The sequence below is a fragment of the Flavobacterium sp. NRK1 genome (assembly GCF_024054175.1).
In the GTDB taxonomy this organism is placed as follows: Bacteria; Bacteroidota; Bacteroidia; order Flavobacteriales; family Flavobacteriaceae; genus Flavobacterium.
The window spans coordinates 65,102-88,983 of record NZ_JAMXLA010000001.1 but is presented as its reverse complement, the minus strand read 5'-3'; the positions used below and the strand labels follow the sequence as shown (position 1 = coordinate 88,983).

The following is a 23,882-nucleotide window of genomic DNA, read 5'->3' as shown; positions in this document are numbered from 1 at the left end:
TTTTTTGTTTATAGTAGTTTGTTTACTATTCTACTTTTACAACCGGTTTGCTAATCTGTATAGTAAACCTTATTTTCGCAATTCAAACCATACATAATGAGTAAAGTTATATTTATTACCGGAGGGTCTTCAGGTATAGGAAAAGCTGTTGGCGAATTTCTTCACGAAAAAGGTTATTCGGTATATGGTACCAGCCGGAATCCTGAAAAAGTAACAGGGTCAGTTTTTCCGTTAGTTGCACTCGATGTTCGTAATACTGAAAGTATATACAAAGCGGTTGCCGAAGTTATTGCAAAAGCTGGTACTATTGATGTGCTGATTAATAATGCCGGAGTTGGTATAACAGGTCCGCTTGAAGAAATACCTGCGGAAGAAATAAAAAATAATTTTGAAACTAATTTATTTGGTCCCGTTGAGGTTATGAAGGCTGTATTGCCACAAATGCGTAATCAGAAAAGCGGACTCATTATTAATGTAACTTCTATTGCCGGATATATGGGACTTCCGTACAGAAGTGTGTATTCAGCCAGTAAAGGTGCGCTGGAGCTTATAAGCGAGGCATTGCGTATGGAAGTTAAACAATTTGGAGTTACTATTACAACTGTAGCACCAGGCGATTTTGCTACTAATATCGCTGCAGGCCGTTACCATGCCCCTGTAATTAAAGGATCTCCTTATTCAAAAATATATGGTGATATGCTTGACACTATGAATGATCATGTTGATGCAGGTAGTGATCCGGCGCAAATGGCAGAAGCAGTATATGCTATTATGAAAACGCCAAACCCTGAAGTGCATTACAAAGTAGGTGCTTTTATGCAGAAGTTTTCTATAGTGCTTAAAAGAATTCTCCCTGGCAAAATGTATGAAAAAATGCTAATGAACCACTATAAGCTTTAAGAAGTATAGTTGTAAGATAATGAGCGGTATAGCAGCAATGTTATACTGCTTTTTTATTATATAAAAACAAATAAAAAATATTGTTTGATGTTTTATAAATTGTAGCTTTGCACAACTTTTTTATACACAACAAATTAAAAGAATACAATGAAATTTTTTATTGACACAGCAAATCTTGCACAAATTAAAGAAGCTCAGGAACTTGGTGTTCTAGATGGTGTAACTACTAACCCTTCGCTAATGGCTAAGGAAGGTATTACAGGAAAAAACAACATCCTTAAGCATTATGTAGATATCTGCAATATTGTAGAAGGAGATGTAAGTGCTGAGGTTAATGCCCTTGATTTTGAAGGTATGGTTAAAGAAGGCGAGGAGCTTGCTGAACTTCATGAGCAAATTGTTGTAAAACTGCCAATGACCAAAGACGGTGTTAAAGCTGCAAAATACTTTTCGGACAGAGGTATTAAAACCAATGTTACTCTTGTATTCTCTGCCGGTCAGGCAATTCTTGCTGCAAAAGCAGGAGCAACTTATGTTTCGCCATTTATTGGGCGTCTTGATGATATTTCTACAGATGGTCTTGCGCTTATTGAAGAGATCCGTCAGATATATGATAACTATGGATACGAAACTGAAATTCTTGCAGCATCAGTACGTCACACAATGCACATTGTTAACTGTGCTAAAATAGGTGCAGATGTTATGACAGGTCCTCTTTCTGCAATTACAGGTTTACTTAAACATCCACTTACAGATATTGGTCTTGCGCAATTTGTTGCCGATTTCGAAAAAGGAAATAAATAATAGACACATACCATTAAGTATAGCTATACAAAAGGACTGCCAGTTTTGGCAGTCCTTTTTTTATGGAGTTAAAACAATAGTAAGTAAAATGTAAAAAGGTTTCTATTATGACGATAAGGTGTTAACTTGCAGGTAAAGACTATAACATATAATATTTTTTATTTTGAAACATACTTATAGAATAACCGGAATGTCATGTGATGGCTGTAAAAGTAAAGTAGAAAATGTATTAAATAGTATTGATGGAGTAAAGGCGGAAGTTTCACTTAATCCTCCTAAGGCTGTTATTACAATGCAAGACCATATTCCCACAGAGAAACTACAGGAAGCTTTGTCTGCTGCAGGAAAATATAGTATTGGAGAATGGAATGATGAAAAAATGCCAATGCATGACCATACTACTCATAATCATGGTCATGAACAGTCTGATAAAATAGTTTCAAAGAAGGGGAGTAAAGGCAAATATTATTGCCCAATGCATTGCGAGGGTGATAAAATGTATAATAAACCCGGCAGTTGCCCAGTATGTGGTATGAATCTGGAAAAAGAACACGATTTAAAACCTGCAAAGCAACAATATACCTGTCCAATGCATACGGAAATTATAAGAGATACGCCGGGAAGCTGTCCTATATGCGGAATGAATCTGGTACCTCTTGAACCTACGGAAGAAAATGAGTATGCTACATATAAAAAGCTTTCAAAAAAGTTTTGGATAGCAGTAGGTTTTACACTTCCAATATTTATAATTGCGATGGTTGAAATGATTCCGGGAAACCCTATATCTAAATACATATCGCACAGTACTTCAAACTGGATACAATTTATATTGTCATTGCCTGTAGTGTTTTATGCAGGATGGATATTTTTTCAAAGGGCCTGGACATCTTTTAAAACATGGAAACTTAATATGTTCAGTCTTATTGGGCTTGGTGCCTCATCGGCATTTATATTTAGCGTAGTGGGCTTGTTTTTCCCTTCTCTGTTTCCGGAAGAATTCAGAGGGCATGGCGATACGGTATTTTTGTATTTCGAATCGGTAGCTGTTATACTTACGCTAATGCTGCTAGGGCAGTTACTGGAAGCAAGAGCACACAGCCAAACCAGTGGTGCGATAAAAGAGCTGATTAAACTATCACCATCTGAGGCAGTTTTGGTTAAAGATGGTAAAGAAACTGTGATTAGTATTAATGATATAAAAGTAGGTGATGTATTGCGTGTTAAACCGGGTGATAAAATTCCGGTTGACGGATCTATTACTCAGGGAGATTGCAGTATTGATGAGTCGATGATTATGGGAGAGCCTATTCCTGTGGAAAAGGAAGAAGGTGATAAAGTAAATTCAGGAACTATTAACGGAACAAAATCATTTTTAATGGTTGCCGAAAAAGTAGGAGAGGAAACCTTATTATCGCAAATTATTCAAATGGTTAATACTGCGAGCCGTTCAAGGGCACCAATACAAAAACTGGCAGATACTATTTCGGGCTATTTTGTACCAATAGTAATAGGTATAGCTATTTTAACTTTTATTTTGTGGGCAATTTTTGGTTCGCAAAATGCGTATGTTTTTGCATTTACAAATACGGTAGCAGTGCTTATAATAGCCTGCCCGTGTGCCCTTGGTTTAGCAACGCCAATGTCTATTATGGTAGGAGTGGGTAAGGGAGCGCAAAACGGCGTGCTTATTAAAAATGCAGAAGCCATAGAAGTAATGAATAAGGTTGATGTTCTTATAATTGATAAAACAGGTACTATAACAGAAGGGAAACCTTCGGTAGAGAAAATGGTTGTTACAGGAGATAAGAGTGAAGATGAGCTTGTGAAAATTGTAGCTTCTGTTAATCAATATAGTGAGCATCCTCTGGCAGAAGCCGTAATGCGGTATGCCAGTAAAAAAAATAGTAGGGTTGAACCTGTAGACGATTTTAATGCAGTTACCGGTAAAGGTGTAACAGGAAAACTTGAAGGCAAAGATGTAGCCGTAGGAAACAAAAAACTGATGGAACATGTAAATGCCGAAATTATTCAGGAGATAATTGATAGTGCAGAAAAAGAGCAATCACTTGGAAAAACAGTTTCTTTTATTAGTGTAGCCGGAAAAATAGAAGGCTATGTTTGTATTTCAGATGCTATTAAACCATCCAGTAGCGAAGCTATAAAAACACTCATGAATGAAGGTATTGATGTGGTAATGCTTACGGGTGATAATAAACATACAGCTAAAGCTGTAGCTGGTACACTTGGATTAAAACATTTTAAAGCAGATTGTCTACCTGAAGATAAACTTAAAGAAATTAAAAAGCTACAGGCTGAAGGTAAAGTAGTTGCAATGGCTGGTGATGGAATTAATGATGCGCCTGCTTTGGCACAGGCTAGTATTGGTATTGCTATGGGTACAGGTACTGATGTTGCTATTGAAAGCTCACAAATTACCCTTATTAAAGGTGATCTTCAGGGTATTGTAAAGGCAAGAATGTTAAGTCAGGGTGTTATGGGCAATATAAAGCAAAACCTATTTTTTGCATTTGTTTATAATGCGTTAGGTATTCTGGTTGCTGCGGGCGTATTATATCCGGCATTTGGTATATTGCTTTCACCTATGATAGCTGCTGTTGCCATGAGCCTTAGTTCGGTATCGGTCATTGTAAACTCGTTGCGAATAAAAGGTTTAAAACTGTAGGTTAGTAGGCAAACTCTTCTTCAATAAGGCATTTATTTATAATAGCACCTGCTTTATTACCCTGTGCTACGGCATTTGCTATAGACCTAAATAATGAAAGGCAGTCACCGGCAGCATATATTCCTTTTACAGTAGTTTCCATAAATTTATCTCTAATAATAAATCCCTTTTCATTGAGCTCGCAGCCTAGTTTTTCCGGGATTTCACATTGTTGCATAAAGGGAAGCTGTACATATAAAGCTTCAATTTCATCCGGCGGTGTATCTTTAAAATGAAGGTTTTTAATTTGACAGTTTTCGTGCTCTATAAAGTCAATTTCATTTTCTACTACTTTTATATTGTGGTTGTTAAGTTTTAATACTTCCTCGGGTGAAAGTGTACTTATACCATTAGTATATAAAGTTAAACTTTTTGCCCACTGGCTTATGGTCTTGGCTAATTCAAAGCCCATGTCGCCATTACCCAATATTCCGGTTATTGCTTCTTTAATTTCATATCCGTGACAATAGGGGCAATGCAGTATAGTTTTTGCCCAGCATTCGCTGAATCCTTCAATGTTAGGATTTATATCGGTTATACCGGTAGCAAAAAGAAGCTTTTTGGCATTAAATCGTTGTTTGTTTTCTGTAATAACTTCAAAATTATTTTCATTACTACCAATAACCTCAATAACTAATCCATCTAAAAGAGTTACGGTTTTATATTTCTCCAACTGCATTCTTGATTTTTCTCTAAGCTCATGCGGACTTATCCCGTCATCGGTAATAAAATTATGTGCTAAAGGCGTGTTTTTGTTACAGGGATTATTGCTGTCTATCACAAGTACTTTTCGTAGTGAACGACCCAATGCCAAAGCAGCTGATAGCCCGGCATAACTTCCGCCTATAATTATAACATCATATAAATCATTAATCTTCATAAGTATTGCTTATACCTATAAAGTTATTGAACGATTAACTGAAGTTGATTAACTTTAACTAAACTTAAACGATTATTCTATGATCATTTCTTTTAGTTTGGCTCTGTAAGCCTCAAGTATTTTAGATTTATAGATAAAGCCGTAGTAGCGGTCTTCCTTTATTAAAGGAAGATAATCGGCAGTAGTTGCTTCAAATTTTTCCATTATCATTTCTATAGAATCTTCCATACATGCTATCTGAACGGGAGTAGCGATTATATCCTGAAAAGGAGTATGTTTAATTTGAAACTGATTGAAAAGTATGGGTCTTACTTTATCAAAATCTATTATGCCTAAAAGCCTTTTCTTTTCATCTATAACTGCAAAAATGGTTTGTTTGGTAGTAGCTATAAGGCCAATAACATCTTCTGTTTTTTGGTTAGGAGAAAGCGTTTGAAGATCTGTATCTATAACTTCTAATATGTCTATGCCCGAAAGTATGTTTTTATCTTTGTCAGATGTAAACACTTGTCCTTTTGCGGCTAAATGCTTAATATCCATAGAGTGTTTTTCAAACTGTTTGGATACAGCAAAACTTATTGAAGAAACTATCATTAGCGGAACCATTAATCCGTAGCCTCCTGTAATTTCCCCAATTAAGAATATAGATGTTAACGGAGCATGAAATAATCCGCTCAAAATACCTGCCATTCCTACTATGGTAAAATTGCTTACGGGAATATCGTTAGAGAAACCTATCAGGGTAAATAATTTAGCTACAAAATAGCCTAAATAAGAGCCTACAAATAGCGAAGGAGCAAAGTTACCGCCATTACCGCCACTTGCAAGTGTAAGCCCGGTTGCATAAGCTTTAACCATCATAGACAGCCCGACAAATATAAGCAGTACCCATCCGTTTTCTTTAAAAGGCTCAAGCATGGTATTGTTAAGTAATTCTTCCGGATGTGAATTTGAAAGAACCTTTATGCTTTCATATCCTTCACCAAAAAGTGTAGGGAAAACGAATATCAGCGCAGCCAACGGTATAGCGCCATACAAAGCTTTACGATATCCTTTAATTCTTAACTTCTCAAAATGGGCTTCCACTTTTTGAAATGCCCGCGCATGGTACAAGGATATGAATCCGGCAACAAGCCCGAGAATAATATAATAAGGTATATTATGATAATCAAATGTTAGTTCCTGTTTAAATGACAGCAAAACTTCTTCGTTAAGAACTATTGTTGTGATTAAAGCTCCTGTAGCAGCAGAAATCATAATAGGAATGAAAGCTGTAATAGTAACATCTGTCAAAACTACTTCTATCGCAAACAATACCCCAGCTATAGGTGCATTAAACGCTGCCGCAATACCGGCAGCCACACCACATGCCAGTAAAAGTATTCTGTCTTTCTGAGATAATTTATATTTCTGCGCAAAATTAGATCCAAATGCAGCACCGGTAATTGTAATTGGCGACTCAAGTCCAGCCGAACCTCCAAGACCCACCGTAAGTGAACTGGTTATTATTTGCGCATACATTTGCCTGCGGGGCATAATACCACCTTTTTTGGCCACTGCATATAGTATTCTGGAACTTCCTTTTTCAATTTTACCATCAAGAATACGCCTAACCACAAATACAGTAAGTACAATACCGAGAATAGGCAGTATACTGTTTGTATAAGGTAATTTTAAAAAACCGTTTAAATAATTAGCGAAGAGAAATACATTGTGCGCAAAGCTTTTTAGAACAATAACTGCAAAAGCTGTAGATATGGAAACTAATACACATGAAAGGTAAATAAAATGCCTTTCTGACAATAGGCTTTTAAGAACAAAGAAAAGGGTTTCAAGGTGGCGTAGGTTATTCCTGAAAAATAATCTGACCTTTGAAACTTTACGGTTTTGCATTTTTGATGATAAATTTTTTGGAAAATGTAATAAAACGCTAAGTTACGCCATTTCATAAAAAATTTGACAATAAATATGTAATTTTTAAGGTTTAGACTGATAATTCTTCTTCAAGCTGGGCTGTCTTTTCGCGTACAAAATCTTTAATTTCTTCAAAAAAAACGGTAAACTCATTTTCATATTCACCATAAAATTTTAAAAGCTCATCAATAGAAGTACTCATGCCTGACCTGTTTTTGGTACGCCTGTCCATTTGGGTAAGTATGCGGCTAATGCCCTCGGTTGTAGCATAGCTTGCCAGCCAATTGTATTCTACCATGTGAGGCATTATATTTTTTGTCCGGTCGGTTAGTAGTTGGTAATTATCATTTAATGATTTGTAAAAAGCAGCAGTGTAATCTTCAAGAGACTTATCGTGATAATTTTTCCAGTTCTTAGCAAGGAAATGATCATAATAAATATCCATTATAACCCCTGCATAATGATGGTAGCGGGCATGCAGGCGCTTAGTACCCTGACGAAATATAGGGTGGGCGTCTGTATAGGTGTCAATGGCTCGGTGCAATAGTATGCCTTTCTGAACATCAACAGGAAAACCCTCAGGCCTGCCATGTATGCCATCGGCCATAAAGTTGCCTATTTTAACCAGGTCATTATCGCCTGAAAGATATATATGTGCTAAAAAATTCATACAGCAAGATAGGAATAACTTTTGTGGCAGCAAAGCTCAAAATTCTTAATTATAGCCTGCTTTACTGGTTTTGTTTAAAAAAATCCTACAATATTTAAAAATTAAATATACTGTATAACTTATATTTGCTTTACTAAAATTACAAACCAACAATGACATTAATTAAATCGATATCCGGAATAAGAGGAACTATTGGAGGAAAAACAGGAGATAACCTTACACCTGTAGATGCGGTGAAATTTGCATCGGCTTACGGAACATGGCTTAAAGGCCATGCCGGTAAAGAAAAACTGACTGTAGTAATAGGACGTGATGCCCGTATTTCGGGGCCAATGATACATAACCTTGTAATGAATACCCTGATAGGGCTGGGTATTAATATAATAGACCTTGGCCTTTCTACCACACCTACTGTAGAGGTTGCCGTGCCTTTAGAAAAAGCAGATGGTGGTATTATACTTACTGCAAGTCATAATCCTAAACAATGGAATGCACTGAAACTGCTTAACGAAAAAGGTGAGTTTTTAAGTGGTGCCGATGGTGCTAAAATACTTGAAATTGCCGATAATGAAGCTTTCGATTTTTCGGATGTTGATAGCCTTGGCGAAATTACTGTAAATGATGCCTATATGGATATTCATATAGATGAAGTTCTTGAATTACCGCTTGTTGATGCCGAAGCTGTTAAAAAAGCAGGTTTTAAAGTTGTGGTAGATGGGGTTAATTCATCGGGTGGTATTATTATACCAAAACTGCTTGAGCAAATGGGGGTAGAGGTAGTACGCCTTTATTGTGAACCTAACGGACATTTCCCTCATAATCCTGAGCCGCTTAAAGAGCACCTTGGCGATATTTGTGAGCTTGTAGTTAAGGAAAAAGCTGATTTTGGTATTGTGGTTGACCCTGATGTTGACCGTTTGGCATTTATATCTGACGATGGTGAAATGTTTGGAGAAGAATACACACTTGTTGCCTGTGCCGATTATGTGTTGAGCAAAACACCAGGTAATACAGTATCGAATATGTCATCATCGCGTGCATTGCGAGATATTACACAAAAACATGGCGGTACTTATGAAGCCAGTGCTGTAGGTGAAGTAAATGTAGTAGAGATGATGAAAAAAAATAACGCTATTATTGGCGGAGAAGGTAACGGAGGTATTATTTATCCTGAACTTCATTATGGTCGTGATTCACTTGTAGGTGTGGCATTGTTCCTTACTTATCTTGCAGAGAAAAAAATGAGTGTAGCTGCTTTAAGAGCTTCTTATCCTCAATATTACATGAGTAAAAATAAAATTGAGCTTACTCCGCAAATAGATGTTGATGCTATACTTATAGCTATGGCAGATAAATATAAAGCTGAGGATATATCTACTATCGACGGCGTTAAAATTGATTTTGCCGAAGAATGGGTGCATCTTAGAAAATCGAATACAGAACCTATAATCAGGATATATACCGAGGCGGCAACACAGGATAAAGCTGATGCTCTTGCTGTTAGGATTATTGATGAAATTAAGGCAGTAGCCGGAATTTAACGATGAAAAAAGTAATACTTACCTCGTTAGTTTTGGTAATTGTGCTTACTGCACAGGCACAAAGGCTTACTGAAACTGAACGTAGCCTAGTTATGTCAGGTGGAAAAACTGATATATTTCGTGTGTTACAAATAACCAATGCAGAGGATGCTAAAATACTCAAAGGAGTATCTACAGATGTTAATCTGAAAGATGAAACGCTGCCCTTGCTTTTAGACAGGATGCTTGCTACCGTTCAGGGTACTGAGAATACAGGCGTAGGTATTGCGGCTCCGCAGATAGGCATCAATAAAAATGTAATATTGGTACAGCGTTTTGATAAGCCGGGAGAACCCTTTGAGGCTTATCTTAACCCTAAAATAAAATGGAGGTCTTCATTATTGCGAAAAGGTACAGAAGGCTGTTTGTCAATAGCTGATATAAATGGCGAAGTACTTCGCAGTTATACAATACAGCTTACGTATTATGATAAAGAGGGTAAACATCATGAAGAAATAATTGAAGGTTTTACAGCAGTCATTTTTCAGCATGAAACAGATCACCTTATGGGAATTTTGTTTACTGACAGGCTGGAAAAACAAAGCAATGAAGAATACACGCTTATCAATGGCGAAGTAAACCTTTATTTAGAACACAGACTGAAAAGGCAATAATATTTATACCTATACTAAAATGCCTCCTGTTATACAGGAGGCATTTTTAGTTTTTAAACCATTTGTAATAGCCCTGCAATAAATATTCATATAGGGTTATTTCGGTATATAATAATTTAAAAGGCGAAGGTTGCCAGTTATAGATTGAATTTTGTCCGTCTTTTTTAATAAAAAAGTCAGCAGGAGCTGGTATAGGCTGCATTCCCAGTGATTTAAAAATTTGCATAGCTCTTGGTAAATGGGATGCGCTTGTAACCAGTATAAACTTATTTTTAGTACCAAATCTCTTTTTGTATTCCTGTGCTTCCTGCCATGTGCTTGATGGCTTAGTAAGCATTATAGTGTCTTTGGGAGATACTCCCATTGTTAAGGCTGTTTTTGCCATGACAGATGCCGTTGGCTGTTTTCCGTTTATAGCAAAGCCGGAAAAAGCTATAGTGCTCCCTGAAAATGATTTATAAATACGAACGCCTTCTGTTACTCTTTCTAATGAATGTAGGCTAAGTTGCTGGTTAGGAAAAAGAGTTGAGTCGTCACTATGATTATTGCCTAAAACAAGTATAGGTAGTTTTGCGTTATCGGGGTTTCTGTAAGCAGCATATTTGTTTTCTAAATGATGCAGCATATAAACAGGCAATGGCGTAACAGAAAAAATAAACAGGCCTGTAAAAGCCGTTATAAGTAAATATTTCCCAGCTTTTTCTTTTTTCCTTTTATACAGTACAAATGCTATTATACTAAATATCCAAAAGAAAGTGATGGGGTTAAAAAACGTCATGGGGGTATACTGAAAGTATTTGTATTACAATTTAGAAAAAATATTTTGGAAGGAAAATATTTTTAAGATTCTGTAACATACTTTCTATAATAGTAGGATTAAAGATAAAATCCTGCCTTTTTAGGGGCAGGACTTTCAATGAAAAAATTAAAAAACACGAAACTAACACTCTATTTAACGAGTAGTTTTTTTACGATACCTTCAGAAGTTTTGATCAGATATATACCTGATACCATTCCGGAGGTATCTATTTTAAGGGCTTGTTTAGCCGAATAAATCAATTTACCGCTGTAATCATATACTTCTATATCGGCAGCACGGTTAAAGTAAGCTACACCACTTACGGAAGGGTTAGGAAATACCACAAATGTTTTAGGTTCAGGGTTAAATTCACCATTACCCAGTATAGTAGTATCAATTTCAAAAATGGTAAGCGTACCACTTATTTCATTAGCAACAATAATGTAATCTTTTCCGTCTGGGCTGTCAGCAGCTTTAATATGCGTAATACCTTCAGGGCCATGGTCACCTTCGTATGCAGAAACACTACGGCTGTTTTTATAATCTACAAACTTAACATCAGCAGGATCTGTTACATCATAAACCATAACACCGCCTATACGTTCAAGAGTAATAAAAGCAAATGTTCTTTCGGCAATAGTAGCTATAGTTATACCTTCAGCTTCCGGGCCTTTAGCACGGCTGCGGCTTTTGAAAGAGTTATCTTCATGGTCAGAGTTAAACAATGCGTTTATTGATGGGGTAAGTGCAGTGTACATTTCAAAATCATCACCACTATCATAAACAATTTCTTTAGTGTCAGCATTAAAGATAGAGAATGAACGTCCGCCTAAAGCATATATCTGATCGTAAGCAGTACCATTGCTGCCTGCAAAAGCACTAACCCTTAAACGACCTGCATTATTAGAATTTTTAAGCATTGCTGCCTGCGGATAGGCAGTCTCATCAAGGTTATAAGAATCAGCACCGATTGTTGTTCTTTCTACAAAACCTGTATATTCTTTTTCGTCACCTTCATTGGCAGTAACAATATAATTAACACCATTTACGCTGTAGTTAGCAACGCCATCCGGCTGATAGTATGATAGTATTGGCCAGTTGGCAATAAGTATTTCGCCATTTTTATCAGAAATATCAAAACCATTTCCTGGTAGGCTCATATCTTTAGTTCCAAGTGCCCATACATCTGTAATAGTATTATTTGTAAGGTTGATTTCTGCAACGGCATTATTTTCCTGCAGGGTTACCCATGCTTTTTCAGAATTTGCAGCCGTTGTAATATATTCCGGCTCCAGATCCTGCGACAGGGTACTGCTTAGCTTCAGTTTCCTCACACCAGAAGCTATTAGTGCAGTTTCCTGTGCATTAAATGCATCAAATAATAATGTTGTAACGTTAGATTGTGTCAGGTTTTCAATACCCCCACTTATATCAATAATACTTATGGATCCTTCAGGGTCTATAGTATAATCGCTGTTTGGCTGACCTTCGTTTGCAGTTAGTACTTTTGTTCCGTCCGTTGTGAAAGAGATATTGTCAGGAAGTGCACCAACAGTTACCTGCTTAAGGAAATTACCGTCAGTATCTAAAAATACTACAGATCCGTCAAGGTGCTCAAGAGTATTAGGTGATGCCACGGCAACTAAACCATTTTTAACGGCTACGCTTGTTACGCCGCCGTAAACGTTCATGTCTACAGATTCTGTCACTTCAGGTGCAGTAGGGTCGGAGAAGTCAATAATATCAAGGAAACCGGCTACGGCACTCGTTGTAAACAACTTTTGGCTTTCAGCATCATAAACTACAATTTCGCATGTACTTTCACCAGCACCCGATGGGTCAAAGCTCATTACATAGTTAAGTTCTATATCCTGTGTAGGCACAGGAGCCATTCTGTCGTTATCTTTTATGTATATGGTTGCTAACGATTCTCCATCAATAGTTAACCCGGTTGCATTTTCAAGGCTAAGTACAAAATATTCCGAATGCTGCTCTTCGTCTGCATCATCTATAATCGGAATAGCGATAGTGTGCGTTAATGGGCTTGAAGCAGTAAATGTAAGTGTCTGGGTTGCATAAGTAAAATCTTCGCCTGCTGTAGCGGTGCTAAACGGAGCAGCTTTAAGAACAACATCAACTGTACCGGCAGCAGGGCTTTCAAGGTTAATAACAAAGTTTAATGTACCGTGATCTTCATTTACAACAACAAAGTCATTAGCTAAAGAAACTTTTGTAATATAACCAAAAGTAAAGTTATATGGGCAGGCCATTTCAAGACCTGTTACGTCAGCCACATTGTCTACCGTAAGTATATATTCTGTACCTGCGATAAATGGAGTTGAGAAGGTAAGTGTTACTTCATTTCCGTTAAGTGTTGCAGAAGTTAAACCTTCTACGCCTGTATAATTAGCAATATTAGTAGCAGATGCTGACTGTAATTCATTATTGAATGTAAGTACAATATTTGTATTATTAGTAACTTCAGCATTTTGTACGACCGGTGCTCCTGGGAAAGCCCACGCAGGCCATACTTGCGGTGCAGTAGACCCTTCAACACCTGTCCAGTTTGCTGGGTTAAGTATAGAAGCTCTTAAGTTGGTAACAGCACCTGCTTGTGTACCATTATAATAAGCATTTACTGTGTTTCCGCTTATGTTAGCAGGGTTAGCGCTTAAATTAAGTGCATTTGTACCATCTGTTAAAGCGGCAGGAATCATTGAAAGGCTTCCTCCACAGTCTGTATTATCTGCTACCCACCCATTAGATGAAAGAGCAGTAATATAGTTTGGCGACGCGGCAGTACCTGTATAAACAATAACCTGGTCTCCGTTTGAGCTTAAGCCAAATCCTGATCCTGTAACTAAACCTGTATTAGCAATAAACGCAGAGGTTTGTATTGTTATTACCGATCCTGCAGGAACGCAATCTGTAGCTGTCCATGTAATACCATTAGCGCATTGAGGCACTGTATTACTCGTATATTTAGAATCTGTAAGAGTAATAAAAGTACCCGGTGAAATATTAACAAAAGTTAGCAATGCAACTTCGTCTTCAGCACCTGTAGCGTTCATTCTGTAAGCAGTAAATACCATATCGCCTGCAGTGATAGGAGATTGTTGTGCAATTACAGAGAATATAGAAGATTTGGTTTCTTCAATAGCATTATTGCTTGTGTCTTCTATAGTATTGGCTAAAAGAGCAACATAATACTGTTGTCCGTTTAGCAAAGCAGCTGTAGGAACAATTGTAATAGTATTATCAGTAAATGTAGCATCAAAAGGAACTGTTGTTCCGTTTTCGTCGTTAAGGCGAAGTTCTACTATAGCATCTACATTTGTATTGTTTATAGCAGAATCATCAATAAGTCTTACATCTTCATTAAAGGCAATAGTTGGCTGTAATGATGTAGCAAGATTTACAGCATTGTTTATTGGTGTAATTATAGCAATAGGGGCAATAGTGTCACCACCACCTATAGCGCTACCATTTACCGTAAAGTTGTCAAAACGGTTATTACCTGCTGCACCTCCCGGAGCTTCTGTAAATTCAACTTTAAGTTTAAGGTTGGCATTATTATCAGCAGCTTCTATATCAGAAAGGTCTAGAGTTGCTAGTTCCGGGTCACCATCAACAGGTGTTACTGTAGTAAGAACAGTATAGGCTATTCCATCTGTAGAGTACGACCATGTTTGTGTTCCGGCTCCAGATCCTGAACGTTTGGTAGCAAATTTTACTGTTATATTTTCATAACCAACAGTTGGTAATGCAAATTCAAGTGAACCACCAATAGGGTTATTGAAACGTAAGTGAGTTCCGGCAGCATCGCCATTTTGAGCATTAAGGTTAAGTACATCAAAGTTTTGTCCTGTACCTATGGCAAGCTCACTTGCAGTACCTGTAAAAGCAGTTATTGTAGCTCCGCCTATAGTTTGGGTGGGTGTTGCCAGAGTAACTACAGTTGTATTATCATTAAAGTTCCAGTAATGAATCAGATCCTGTGCATTTGTAAATTGTACTGATAAGCACAATCCTGCGAGGAGTAATCCTTTTTTAAGGTAATTGTTTAGCATGGTCTTTTTTGGTTTTTTTAATAGTGCTACAAAAGTCCATGTTGCAGTTTAAGTTACCATTACCAGAATAATAAAGTAGTATTAAGATGATATTTGTTATTGTTTTGTAATAGTAAGCTTAAAGTTAACTACTTAACACTATAGTAATAGTAAGGGAAGGATGCCCAAGAAAATTAAGGTTTTAACAAATAGATGTTAAGCAGTGATATTCAGTTTTATAATAACTAATATTATGCAAAAGTTAAAAATACAGCAGACTCTTACATGCCTTAAATATTAAAATTTTCATATAGTTTTTCAAGGAAAAGTTAAATGAAAAACAACCGTAACGTATTGTATTTAAATTAGCTAAAAAATAAAGCTATGCAAAAATTATTTACTTACATAAATTCGCTTGTAGAGTTTTCCAACGAAAGCTGGGAAGCATTAAAGCCGGCACTTACAAAGAAAACTTATGCAAAAGGAGAAGTATTACTTGCTGAAGGAGAAGTTTGCAATTCATTATTTTTTATAGAAGAAGGTTTTGTGCGTAATTTTCATGAAGTTGATGGCAAAGAAATTAATATAGCTCTTCATTTTGAAGATGAGGTTGTAACAAACATACATAGTTTTTCTACAGGGGAACTATCTGCCTACACAATTGAAGCGTGTGAGCCTGTTACAGTTATTGAATTTGATAAAGAAAAGCTGAGAGAAGCCGGTGCCAGTGTTAATCAAATAGCTATACTGGAAAAAAACTGCCTTTATTTTACAGCTGCAAGATTTGAGGAACATACAGATATGTTTAAGTTATATACTCCTACAGAACGTTATGAATATATAGCAAAAAATAAACCCTATATATTACAAAGGGTACCACCGCATCTTTTAGCATCCTATCTGCAAATTGAGCGGGAAAGGCTGCTTAGAATACGCAAGAGAAAATCAGGGATTGATTATACACTATAAATAAAGGCATTAAGAACTAATTGTCATTTATAAAAAAAGCGGTAATTTAATAATTACCGCTTTTCTGTTTATATACTGTATGAGTTATATGGCATTTACAATAGCTAAGAAATCATCGGCTTTTAGAGATGCACCACCTATAAGTCCGCCATCAACATCGGGCTTTCCGAAAATCTCACGGGCATTATCAGGCTTAACGCTTCCTCCGTACAAAATAGAAGTACTGTTAGCTACAGCCTCTCCTATGTTTTCTCTTATAAGATTACGTATAAAAGCATGCATTTCCTGAGCTTGTTCCGGCGAAGCAGTTTCTCCGGTGCCAATAGCCCAAACGGGTTCATAAGCAAGAACGATATTACTCCAGTCGCTTTCGCTGATATGGAAAAGAGCCTCTCTTAGCTGAGATTCTACTAAATTAAAATGATTGCCCGATTGTCTGTCTGCCAGTTCTTCACCGAAACAGAAAATTATGGTAAGATTGTGTTTAAGAGCAGTATTTACTTTTTCAGCAAGTAGTGCATTGGTCTCACCAAAGTAGGCTCTTCTTTCAGAGTGGCCAAGTATAACAGTATTTACATTAATGCTTTTTAGCATACCTACTGCTATTTCACCTGTGTAAGCACCGCTTTCTGCCTGATGCATATTTTGTGCTGCCACAATTACACCTGTACCGCTTGCCTGATGTACTGCCGACTGAAGGTTAACAAATGTAGGAGCAACTACCACCTTAGCAATGCTGCCACTTTGTCTTTTTAAAATTATTTCAGCCAGTAGTGCTTCAGTCTGCGCACTGTCATTATTCATCTTCCAGTTTCCTGCAACGATTTGTTTTCTCATTATTTAAGTTTTTTTAGAATAGCTATAAGTTTGTCATCATCTGCCTCAATGGCTTTAAACAATGCAATTTTTCCGTTTTTATCTACAACCATGTAACGTGGTATCCAGTCCAGTTTAATATCTCTGGCAAAGTCGCCTTCTTTCATGCTTTTGCCTACATGGTAATTTCCGTACTGTTGTAATTCATATTTTTCAATTCCTTTTTTCCATGCATCATCAACACGGTCGTATGAAAGGAAAAGATAACCAACATCAGGAAACTGTTTTTGAAGGTCATGAACTTTAGGCATGCCCTTAGCGCAGTCGGGACACCATGAAGCCCAAACATCTATTACAACGGTTTTTCCTTTGTATTGTTTAAGGATATCTTTAAAAGTAATTTCTTGTCCTTCAGTAGTTGTCATTTTCGAGTTTAATGCAGCTTCGGTAAAAGCGGTATCCTGTGGCTGGGAACATGATACCATACTGAAAAGAACTATGGGTAATAAAAGTAATTTTTTCATTTTTCTAAATTAAGCGTAACAAATTTACGATAACAAGTGTAACAAATACCCGACCAAATGGAAATATTTAAGATGCAATTATCATTAAAATTGATTATATCGTTTTCGTGAAGTTAAGATAATCTGATTCTGGGATCAAGGTAAGCGTAGATGAGGTCTACAATTATATTGATGATTACAAATGTGGTTGCAATAACAAGTACCGATCCCATTATAACAGGCAGATCTAATGTGTTTAATGCTTCAACCACTTCTTTGCCAAGCCCGTTCCATCCAAAAATGTATTCAACAAAAACAGCTCCGGCAAGCATTGATGCAAACCAGCCCGATATTGCCGTTACTACCGGATTAAGAGCATTTTTTAATGCATGCCTTCTAATAATATTTAGCTCGCTTAGTCCTTTAGCTCTTGCTGTGCGTATGTAGTCCTGATTTAATACTTCAAGTAACGAATTACGCATTAATTGTATTACTACCCCAAGCGGGCGTATACCCAGTACTATAGCAGGCAATATTATATTTTTCCATTTAATATAAGTACCCTCGCCAAAATCATCTACTTCATAAAGGCTTCCGGTCATATCAAGATGGGTGTATTCATGCAGTAAAAACCCAAACAGCCAGGCAAATAATATAGCTGCAAAAAAGGAAGGCAGACTCATGCCTAACGTACTTACCAAAGCAATTGTTCTGTCAATCCAGGTGTCTTTATAAAGAGCGGATATTATTCCGAATATAATCCCGATAATTATAGCTATGGCAATTGCAAAAAAGGCCAGTACTATGGTATTTGGCAAAGTATCGCCTATAACCTGAGTAACCTTCTTTCCGCTTTTCTGGAAACTCTCCCTCAGGTAGGGCGCTTTAAGTACAGTTGTACTGCCGCCTACTGTAAAGAGTTTTACGGCGTTATATTTTCCTTCAGACAAAAATGTATAATCGCCTTCGGTAGTGCTGTGAAAAGAAACAGGAGACAGGTCGTTGAGGTAATACATGTATTGCGTAGAAACCGGCTTATCGAAACCGTATTTTTTTTTGATGAGGGCCAGCTGTTCTGAATTTTCGTTCTGATCCAGCATCATACGTGCCGGATCGCCCGGCAGGACCGTAAATAAAAAGAATATGACAGTTACTACACCAAAAAGTGTAAGCAAAGCATAACCTGTTTTATATATAAAGTATTTAATCAATTATTTTTTCTTAAAGGCTGCTTTAAACAGGCTTACCAGTACTGATATACTTAAGACTAAAGAGCCGACTATACATAACCACCCAAAAATAAGCATGCCAATACCAAGAGCTGTACTGCCGTCAAAATTACTTTTTCGAACTATGAAAAAACCTAAAAGATAAAGAAATGCAATAGGTAGTAGGGGCAGCCTTCTGAATATCGATGGCCTTGATTTAGTATCCTTTGTCTGATTTTCCATAATTCTATTTTAATATGTTATCTCCAGGCTTATTTTTTTATTTCAGAATATGGTTTTTTATAAAGTTTCATAAGTTCGGTTCCAACAAATTTCTTTTCGTTAATACCATCCCAGTCTTTAATAATATTACCATTCCAAAGATATACAACACCCGGTGTATCTTTTGTATTACCTAAAACATTCCAGAAGGAAATAATATCAATTACTTTATAAGGATATTTAGCCCCTGCATATTTAAAGAAATCAGGTATTTTATCTGCTTCCTCATCCATAAATATAATTTGTAATTCAGGGAAATCTTTATTTTTGGCCTTCATTGCTGTAAGCTCTTTTGCAGCATTCATGCAATGCTCGCATCCCGGAGCAAAAAGCCCAACAATCTTTTTGCCTTTGTCCGCACCTGCAAAATATTTAGAATATATAGATTTTGTAGCCTGAGGCTCATCCGTTACAGGTTTAGTTGTTACTGTAGCAGGAGTTTCGGTTATAACTGCAGGTTTATCTCCTGTACTTGTTATAATGTTTATGGTATCTTCTTTAATGGCATCAATAAATTCAGTATTTCCTGCCGGAATAGTTTCGGTTGTTTCAATTACAGCAGGTTCAGATTGTGTAAGCTGTATTGGTGCCATCATAAATACCATTAGTATTAAAGCAAAGGTGACAGTTGTAAGTACCCAGAAATTTTTGCGGTCTGTACCAAAAGGCAGCAATTTATATAACCATACCAATAATATAACTGCAATTATATTTTTAACAATAGCTTCTACAGGAGTCATAGGTAATAAGCTGCCAAAGCAACCGCAACTACCTGAATTGCCATGTAAAATAGTGTCTATGGTAAGGTGAATTATAAAAACTACCAACATCAAAATGGTTGCAGGTATCACCAATCGTTTAAGATAATGGGGTTGCAGCATCAATAACCCTAAAGCAAATTCAATACCTATAAGGGTACGCGAAAAATAAACAGCAAGATCTGCCGAAAACCCAAGCGGATATAACTGTTTTACTTCAAATGTAGAGATTGCAAAATAAGGCGACGGGTACATTTTAGCTGCTGCAGAAATCAGGAATAAAAATGCAATTATAATTCGTATTGTCCAGGGTAAATATTTTTTGATGTTTTCCATTTCAATAAGTTTTTTCTCAAAATTAAGGCTTATGTCCTTTCAATTTGTTAACAAGTTGTTATTGACCAAAATTCATCAATATCAACGAAAAAACAGCATAATTTATCATATCCTGATAGTTGGCATTAATACCTTCAGACACTAACGTTTTACCTTTGTTATCTTCAATTTGCTTAACACGTAACAGCTTTTGTAAAATAAGATCGGTTAACGAGCTGACACGCATATCTCTCCATGCCTCACCATAGTCATGGTTTTTAGCTTCCATAAGTGTTTTGGTAAGATGCAGTTTTTCGTCATACAGTTTAGTAGCTTCTTCAACATTCAGGTCGGGTTGGTCTGCTATGCCTTTTTCAAGCTGAATAAGTGCCATAATAGAATAATTAATGATACCAATAAATTCTCCGGTTTCATCTTCATCTATTTTGCGAACTTGATTTTCCTGTAAGCTGCGAATGCGCTGTGCTTTTATAAAAATCTGATCGGTAAGTGAAGGCAGGCGAAGTATGCGCCATGCACTACCGTAATCTTTCATTTTATTGATGTAAAGTTGCCTGCAAATGGCTATTACGCGGTCATATTCCTGAGAAGTATTACTCATTTAATGTAGTATCTTTGTATTTGAAATTTTTTCAAATGTAATAAAAAAGCCCCCCAAAGGCAAGGGGTATCTAAAAATACAAAGTATGCTTATTAACTGCAAAGGCAAGCTCGTAGATCTTTCGTCTCCTAAGGTGATGGGGATATTAAACTGTACACCCGATTCTTTTTTTGACGGGGGGAAATATAAAGATGAAAGTCAGTTTTTAAAGCAGGCAGAAAAGTTATTATATGAAGGTGCTGATTTTATAGATATTGGTGCTTATTCTTCAAAACCTAATGCTGATTTTGTTACCGAAGAGGAGGAAACGAGCCGAATGGCACCTATAGTAGAATTGGTTTTAAAACATTTTCCGGATACTTTAATTTCTGTTGATACATTCCGCGCTTCTGTAGCGAAAGCAGCGGTTGAAAGTGGTGCAGCCATAGTTAATGATATTGCAGCAGGAATGCTGGACGATAAGATGCTGGAAACCGTAGGTAAGCTTAAAGTGCCTTATATAATGATGCACATGCGCGGTACGCCGCAAACTATGGTAAAGCTTACGCAGTATGATGATATAATTAAAGAAATGCTGTTTTATTTTTCGGAAAGGATAGCCCAAGCCCGTAAACATGGTATTGACGATATAATTATAGATCCCGGTTTTGGTTTTGCAAAAACGCTGCAACAAAATTATAAGGTGCTTAATAAAATGGAACTTTTTAAAATAACAGAACTGCCTCTACTGGTAGGAATGTCGCGAAAGTCTATGTTGTATAAGTTACTCGATATCACGCCGCACGAAGCTTTAAACGGCACGACAGTGTTAAATACAATTGCTTTAACAAAAGGAGCTAATATTCTAAGAGTACATGATGTTAAAGAAGCAGTAGAATGTATCCGTATTTGCAGTCAATTAATTTGATCTAATTTTGTTGACAAATCACAAATTATCGCATAAACAAATTAACATTACTGATGATGATAGGGTTCATTTCTCAATATGGTAAATGCCCTGTACACCTGTTCAATAAAAAACAATCTAACCATTTGGTGAGAGAATGTCATTAGTGATAATGATATTTTACCCTGCGCTTTATTATATACTTCCTGGCTAAAACCATAGGGGCCTCCAATAACAAATACGAGTGTTTTTATACCTGAATTCATTTTCTTTTGTAATTCTTCCGAAAAACCTACACTACTAAAGTTTTTTCCGTTCTCATCCAGTAAAACAAGCTGATCGGTAGGGGAGAGCTTAGATAATATCAGTTCACCTTCTTTTTCCTTTTGCTGTGCCTCGCTAAGATTTTTCACGTTTTTAATATCCGGAATAATTTCCAGCTCAAACTTTACATAAAAAGATAAACGTTTCGTGTAATCGTCTATAAGTTGCTGTAATGCTTTATTATCGGTTTTGCCAATAGCAAGAAGTTTAATGTTCATTTTGTTACTCAGCCACTAATTTAATAAAATCATCTTCACTAATAATTGCTACACCAAGCTGATTGGCTTTTTCAAGCTTTGCAGGACCCATATTATCTCCCGCAACCACATAATTGGTTTTAGAAGATATAGAGCTTCCTACTTTACCGCCATTATCTTCAATAGCTTTTTTAAGGTCGTCACGTGAGAACTTCTCAAATACGCCTGATACTACAAAAATTTTACCGGCAAGTTTGTCGCTTACACTTGTGTCGGTACCGGATTTGGTTTCAAGCTGAACCCCATAGGTTTTAAGGCGTTCTATAATTTTTTTATTCTCGTCGTTTTCAAAGAAAGTAATTACACTTTGTGCTATACGTTCACCAATTTCATCCACCAGAACTAAGTCCATTAAAGATGCATTAGCAAGATTATCAATAGATTTATAGTGCTTTGCTAATTTTTTGGCAACGGTTTCACCTACATAACGAATACCTAAAGCATACAATACGCGCTCAAAAGGTATTTCTTTCGATTTTTCAATGCCATTAATAAGATTGTCTGCCGATTTATCGGCCATACGCTCTAATGGTAATACCTGTTCTTTTTTAAGCTCATATAAATCAGCGTAGTTATGTATTAGGTCAGAATTATAAAGCAATGCAACGGTTTCTCCGCCAAGGCCTTCAATATCCATTGCTTTACGCGAAATGTAATGTTGTATACGGCCTATAATTTGTGGCGGGCACCCATAAAAATTAGGACAATAGTGCTGTGCTTCACCTTCTTTGCGTTCCAGTTCGGTAAGGCATTCAGGACATTTATCAATGTAAATTGTAGGCATAGAGTCTTCAGGCCGCTTTGTGAAATCTACCGCGATAATTTTTGGTATTATTTCACCGCCTTTTTCTACAAATACTTCATCGCCTACGCGGACATCAAGTTTTTCAATCTGGTCTGCATTGTGTAATGATGCTCTTTTTACAATGGTCCCTGCAAGTTGCACCGGCTCTAAATTAGCTACCGGAGTAATAGCACCTGTTCGCCCTACCTGATAGGATATGGAGTTTAACCGGGTAGATACACGCTCGGCTTTAAATTTATAGGCAATTGCCCAACGTGGCGATTTGGCTGTGTAGCCTAATTCATCCTGTTGGTGCAGGTCGTTTACTTTTATGACCACACCATCTGTTTCATAAGGCAGGTCATGGCGGTGAATGTCCCAATGGTCTATAAAAGCAAAAACATCATTCATGCTTTTAGCAAGCTTTGATTGTTTGGGAACTTTAAATCCCCATTGGCGTGCTTTTTCAAGGCCTTCAAACTGAGTTTTAAATGGCAGATTATTGCCTACAATAAAATATAGCAGACAGTCAAGCGGGCGTTTGGCTACTTCAGCGCTATCCTGAAGCTTAAGGCTGCCCGATGCTGTGTTACGTGGATTTGAATAAGGAGTTTCACCAATTTCTATTAATTCCTGATTCATCTTTGCGAAACCTTCTAAGGGAAGAATTATTTCCCCACGGATATCAAACTTTTCAGGATATTCACCTTTAAGCTTTAACGGAATGGCACGAATGGTTTTAATATTCGCTGTAACTTCATCACCCTGAAAACCATCTCCACGGGTTACCGCTTTGGTTAATTTGCCGTGTTCGTAAGAAATACTTATAGATGCACCATCATATTTCAGTTCACAAACATATTCTACATCGGTAGTGCCAAGTCCTTTCTGCACGCGCTTCTCCCATTCTAACAATTCATCTTTAGAATAGCCATTGTCAAGCGAATACATGCGTGTTTCATGTACTACTGTATTGAAGTTTTTAGTAATGGCACCTCCTACACGCTGAGTAGGAGAGTTTTCGTCAAAATATTCAGGATGTTTCGCCTCAAGTTCCTGTAATTCTTTGAGTTTGGTGTCAAATTCAAAGTCAGATATAATGGGGTTGTCTTGTACGTAATAATTGTAGTTATGCTGGTTAAGCTCTTCACGCAGTGCCTGAATAGTTTGAAGGATGTCCATTTATTAAATGTTTGTTTGCTCTGCTAATTTAGCTAACTTTTAAA

At 36.8% G+C, this 23,882-nt stretch carries 20 protein-coding genes; 7 read left to right on the top strand and 13 right to left on the bottom strand.

Annotation, left to right across the window (positions count from 1 at the left end):
* Positions 1-96: 96 nt before the first annotated feature.
* From NHE85_RS00390 to NHE85_RS00380, 3 genes are all read left to right on the top strand, one after another.
* The gene (locus tag NHE85_RS00390) at positions 97-900 is read left to right on the top strand and encodes an SDR family oxidoreductase (RefSeq protein WP_252808633.1); all 804 of its coding nucleotides are present in this window, start codon (positions 97-99) and stop codon (positions 898-900) included.
* Between the two features lie 147 nt (positions 901-1,047).
* The gene (fsa, locus tag NHE85_RS00385) at positions 1,048-1,704 is read left to right on the top strand and encodes a fructose-6-phosphate aldolase (protein WP_252808631.1); all 657 of its coding nucleotides are present in this window, start codon (positions 1,048-1,050) and stop codon (positions 1,702-1,704) included.
* A gap of 163 nt (positions 1,705-1,867) precedes the next feature.
* The gene (locus tag NHE85_RS00380) at positions 1,868-4,387 is read left to right on the top strand and encodes a heavy metal translocating P-type ATPase (RefSeq protein WP_252808629.1); all 2,520 of its coding nucleotides are present in this window, start codon (positions 1,868-1,870) and stop codon (positions 4,385-4,387) included.
* 1 nt (position 4,388) lies between these two features.
* Here NHE85_RS00380 and NHE85_RS00375 read toward each other — a convergent pair whose 3' ends face one another.
* From NHE85_RS00375 to NHE85_RS00365, 3 genes are all read right to left on the bottom strand, one after another.
* On the bottom strand, positions 4,389-5,306 hold the full coding sequence (locus NHE85_RS00375) for an NAD(P)/FAD-dependent oxidoreductase (protein WP_252808627.1): 918 nt from the start codon (positions 5,304-5,306) through the stop codon (positions 4,389-4,391).
* A 72-nt stretch (positions 5,307-5,378) separates the two neighbouring features.
* Positions 5,379-7,199, bottom strand: a complete 1,821-nt coding sequence (locus NHE85_RS00370) for a chloride channel protein (protein WP_252808625.1) — start codon at positions 7,197-7,199, stop codon at positions 5,379-5,381.
* Between the two features lie 91 nt (positions 7,200-7,290).
* Complete coding sequence (locus NHE85_RS00365) at positions 7,291-7,890, bottom strand: ACP phosphodiesterase (protein WP_252808621.1); 600 nt, start codon at positions 7,888-7,890, stop codon at positions 7,291-7,293.
* 152 nt (positions 7,891-8,042) lie between these two features.
* On the opposite strand from NHE85_RS00365, the gene glmM reads away from it, so the two are divergent.
* Together glmM and def are read left to right on the top strand one after the other, a co-directional pair.
* On the top strand, positions 8,043-9,431 hold the full coding sequence (glmM, locus tag NHE85_RS00360) for a phosphoglucosamine mutase (RefSeq protein ID WP_252808620.1): 1,389 nt from the start codon (positions 8,043-8,045) through the stop codon (positions 9,429-9,431).
* A gap of 2 nt (positions 9,432-9,433) precedes the next feature.
* Complete coding sequence (def, locus tag NHE85_RS00355) at positions 9,434-10,084, top strand: peptide deformylase (RefSeq protein WP_252808618.1); 651 nt, start codon at positions 9,434-9,436, stop codon at positions 10,082-10,084.
* A 46-nt stretch (positions 10,085-10,130) separates the two neighbouring features.
* Here the strand turns inward: def and NHE85_RS00350 are convergent, their stop codons facing one another.
* Together NHE85_RS00350 and NHE85_RS00345 are read right to left on the bottom strand one after the other, a co-directional pair.
* Positions 10,131-10,862, bottom strand: a complete 732-nt coding sequence (locus NHE85_RS00350; protein ID WP_252808616.1) for an ElyC/SanA/YdcF family protein — start codon at positions 10,860-10,862, stop codon at positions 10,131-10,133.
* Between the two features lie 170 nt (positions 10,863-11,032).
* Entirely contained in the window at positions 11,033-14,953 is a 3,921-nt protein-coding gene (locus tag NHE85_RS00345; RefSeq protein ID WP_252808614.1) for a choice-of-anchor I family protein, read from the bottom strand.
* A gap of 363 nt (positions 14,954-15,316) precedes the next feature.
* Here NHE85_RS00345 and NHE85_RS00340 point away from each other — a divergent pair, with 363 nt between their 5' ends.
* Entirely contained in the window at positions 15,317-15,901 is a 585-nt protein-coding gene (locus NHE85_RS00340) for a Crp/Fnr family transcriptional regulator (RefSeq protein WP_252808612.1), read from the top strand.
* Between the two features lie 84 nt (positions 15,902-15,985).
* Here NHE85_RS00340 and tpiA read toward each other — a convergent pair whose 3' ends face one another.
* The 6 genes from tpiA to NHE85_RS00310 form a co-directional block, all read right to left on the bottom strand.
* Positions 15,986-16,738 (bottom strand): triose-phosphate isomerase, encoded by a 753-nt coding sequence (gene tpiA, locus NHE85_RS00335; RefSeq protein ID WP_252808610.1) that lies wholly within the window; start codon positions 16,736-16,738, stop codon positions 15,986-15,988.
* Positions 16,738-17,241, bottom strand: a complete 504-nt coding sequence (locus NHE85_RS00330; protein WP_252808608.1) for a TlpA disulfide reductase family protein — start codon at positions 17,239-17,241, stop codon at positions 16,738-16,740. Before NHE85_RS00330 ends, tpiA begins: the two co-directional genes overlap by 1 nt.
* A gap of 113 nt (positions 17,242-17,354) precedes the next feature.
* Complete coding sequence (locus tag NHE85_RS00325; protein WP_252808606.1) at positions 17,355-18,431, bottom strand: ABC transporter permease; 1,077 nt, start codon at positions 18,429-18,431, stop codon at positions 17,355-17,357.
* Positions 18,432-18,671 (bottom strand): hypothetical protein, encoded by a 240-nt coding sequence (locus NHE85_RS00320; protein WP_252808605.1) that lies wholly within the window; start codon positions 18,669-18,671, stop codon positions 18,432-18,434.
* A 29-nt stretch (positions 18,672-18,700) separates the two neighbouring features.
* The gene (locus tag NHE85_RS00315) at positions 18,701-19,804 is read right to left on the bottom strand and encodes a MauE/DoxX family redox-associated membrane protein (protein ID WP_252808603.1); all 1,104 of its coding nucleotides are present in this window, start codon (positions 19,802-19,804) and stop codon (positions 18,701-18,703) included.
* Between the two features lie 58 nt (positions 19,805-19,862).
* Entirely contained in the window at positions 19,863-20,405 is a 543-nt protein-coding gene (locus tag NHE85_RS00310; protein ID WP_252808602.1) for a DUF1599 domain-containing protein, read from the bottom strand.
* An 85-nt stretch (positions 20,406-20,490) separates the two neighbouring features.
* Here NHE85_RS00310 and folP point away from each other — a divergent pair, with 85 nt between their 5' ends.
* Entirely contained in the window at positions 20,491-21,312 is an 822-nt protein-coding gene (gene folP, locus NHE85_RS00305; protein WP_252808601.1) for a dihydropteroate synthase, read from the top strand.
* 47 nt (positions 21,313-21,359) lie between these two features.
* Here the strand turns inward: folP and rlmH are convergent, their stop codons facing one another.
* Both rlmH and ligA read right to left on the bottom strand, forming a co-directional pair.
* On the bottom strand, positions 21,360-21,833 hold the full coding sequence (rlmH, locus tag NHE85_RS00300) for a 23S rRNA (pseudouridine(1915)-N(3))-methyltransferase RlmH (protein WP_252808600.1): 474 nt from the start codon (positions 21,831-21,833) through the stop codon (positions 21,360-21,362).
* A gap of 4 nt (positions 21,834-21,837) precedes the next feature.
* Positions 21,838-23,838, bottom strand: a complete 2,001-nt coding sequence (gene ligA, locus NHE85_RS00295) for an NAD-dependent DNA ligase LigA (protein WP_252808599.1) — start codon at positions 23,836-23,838, stop codon at positions 21,838-21,840.
* Positions 23,839-23,882 lie beyond the last annotated feature (44 nt).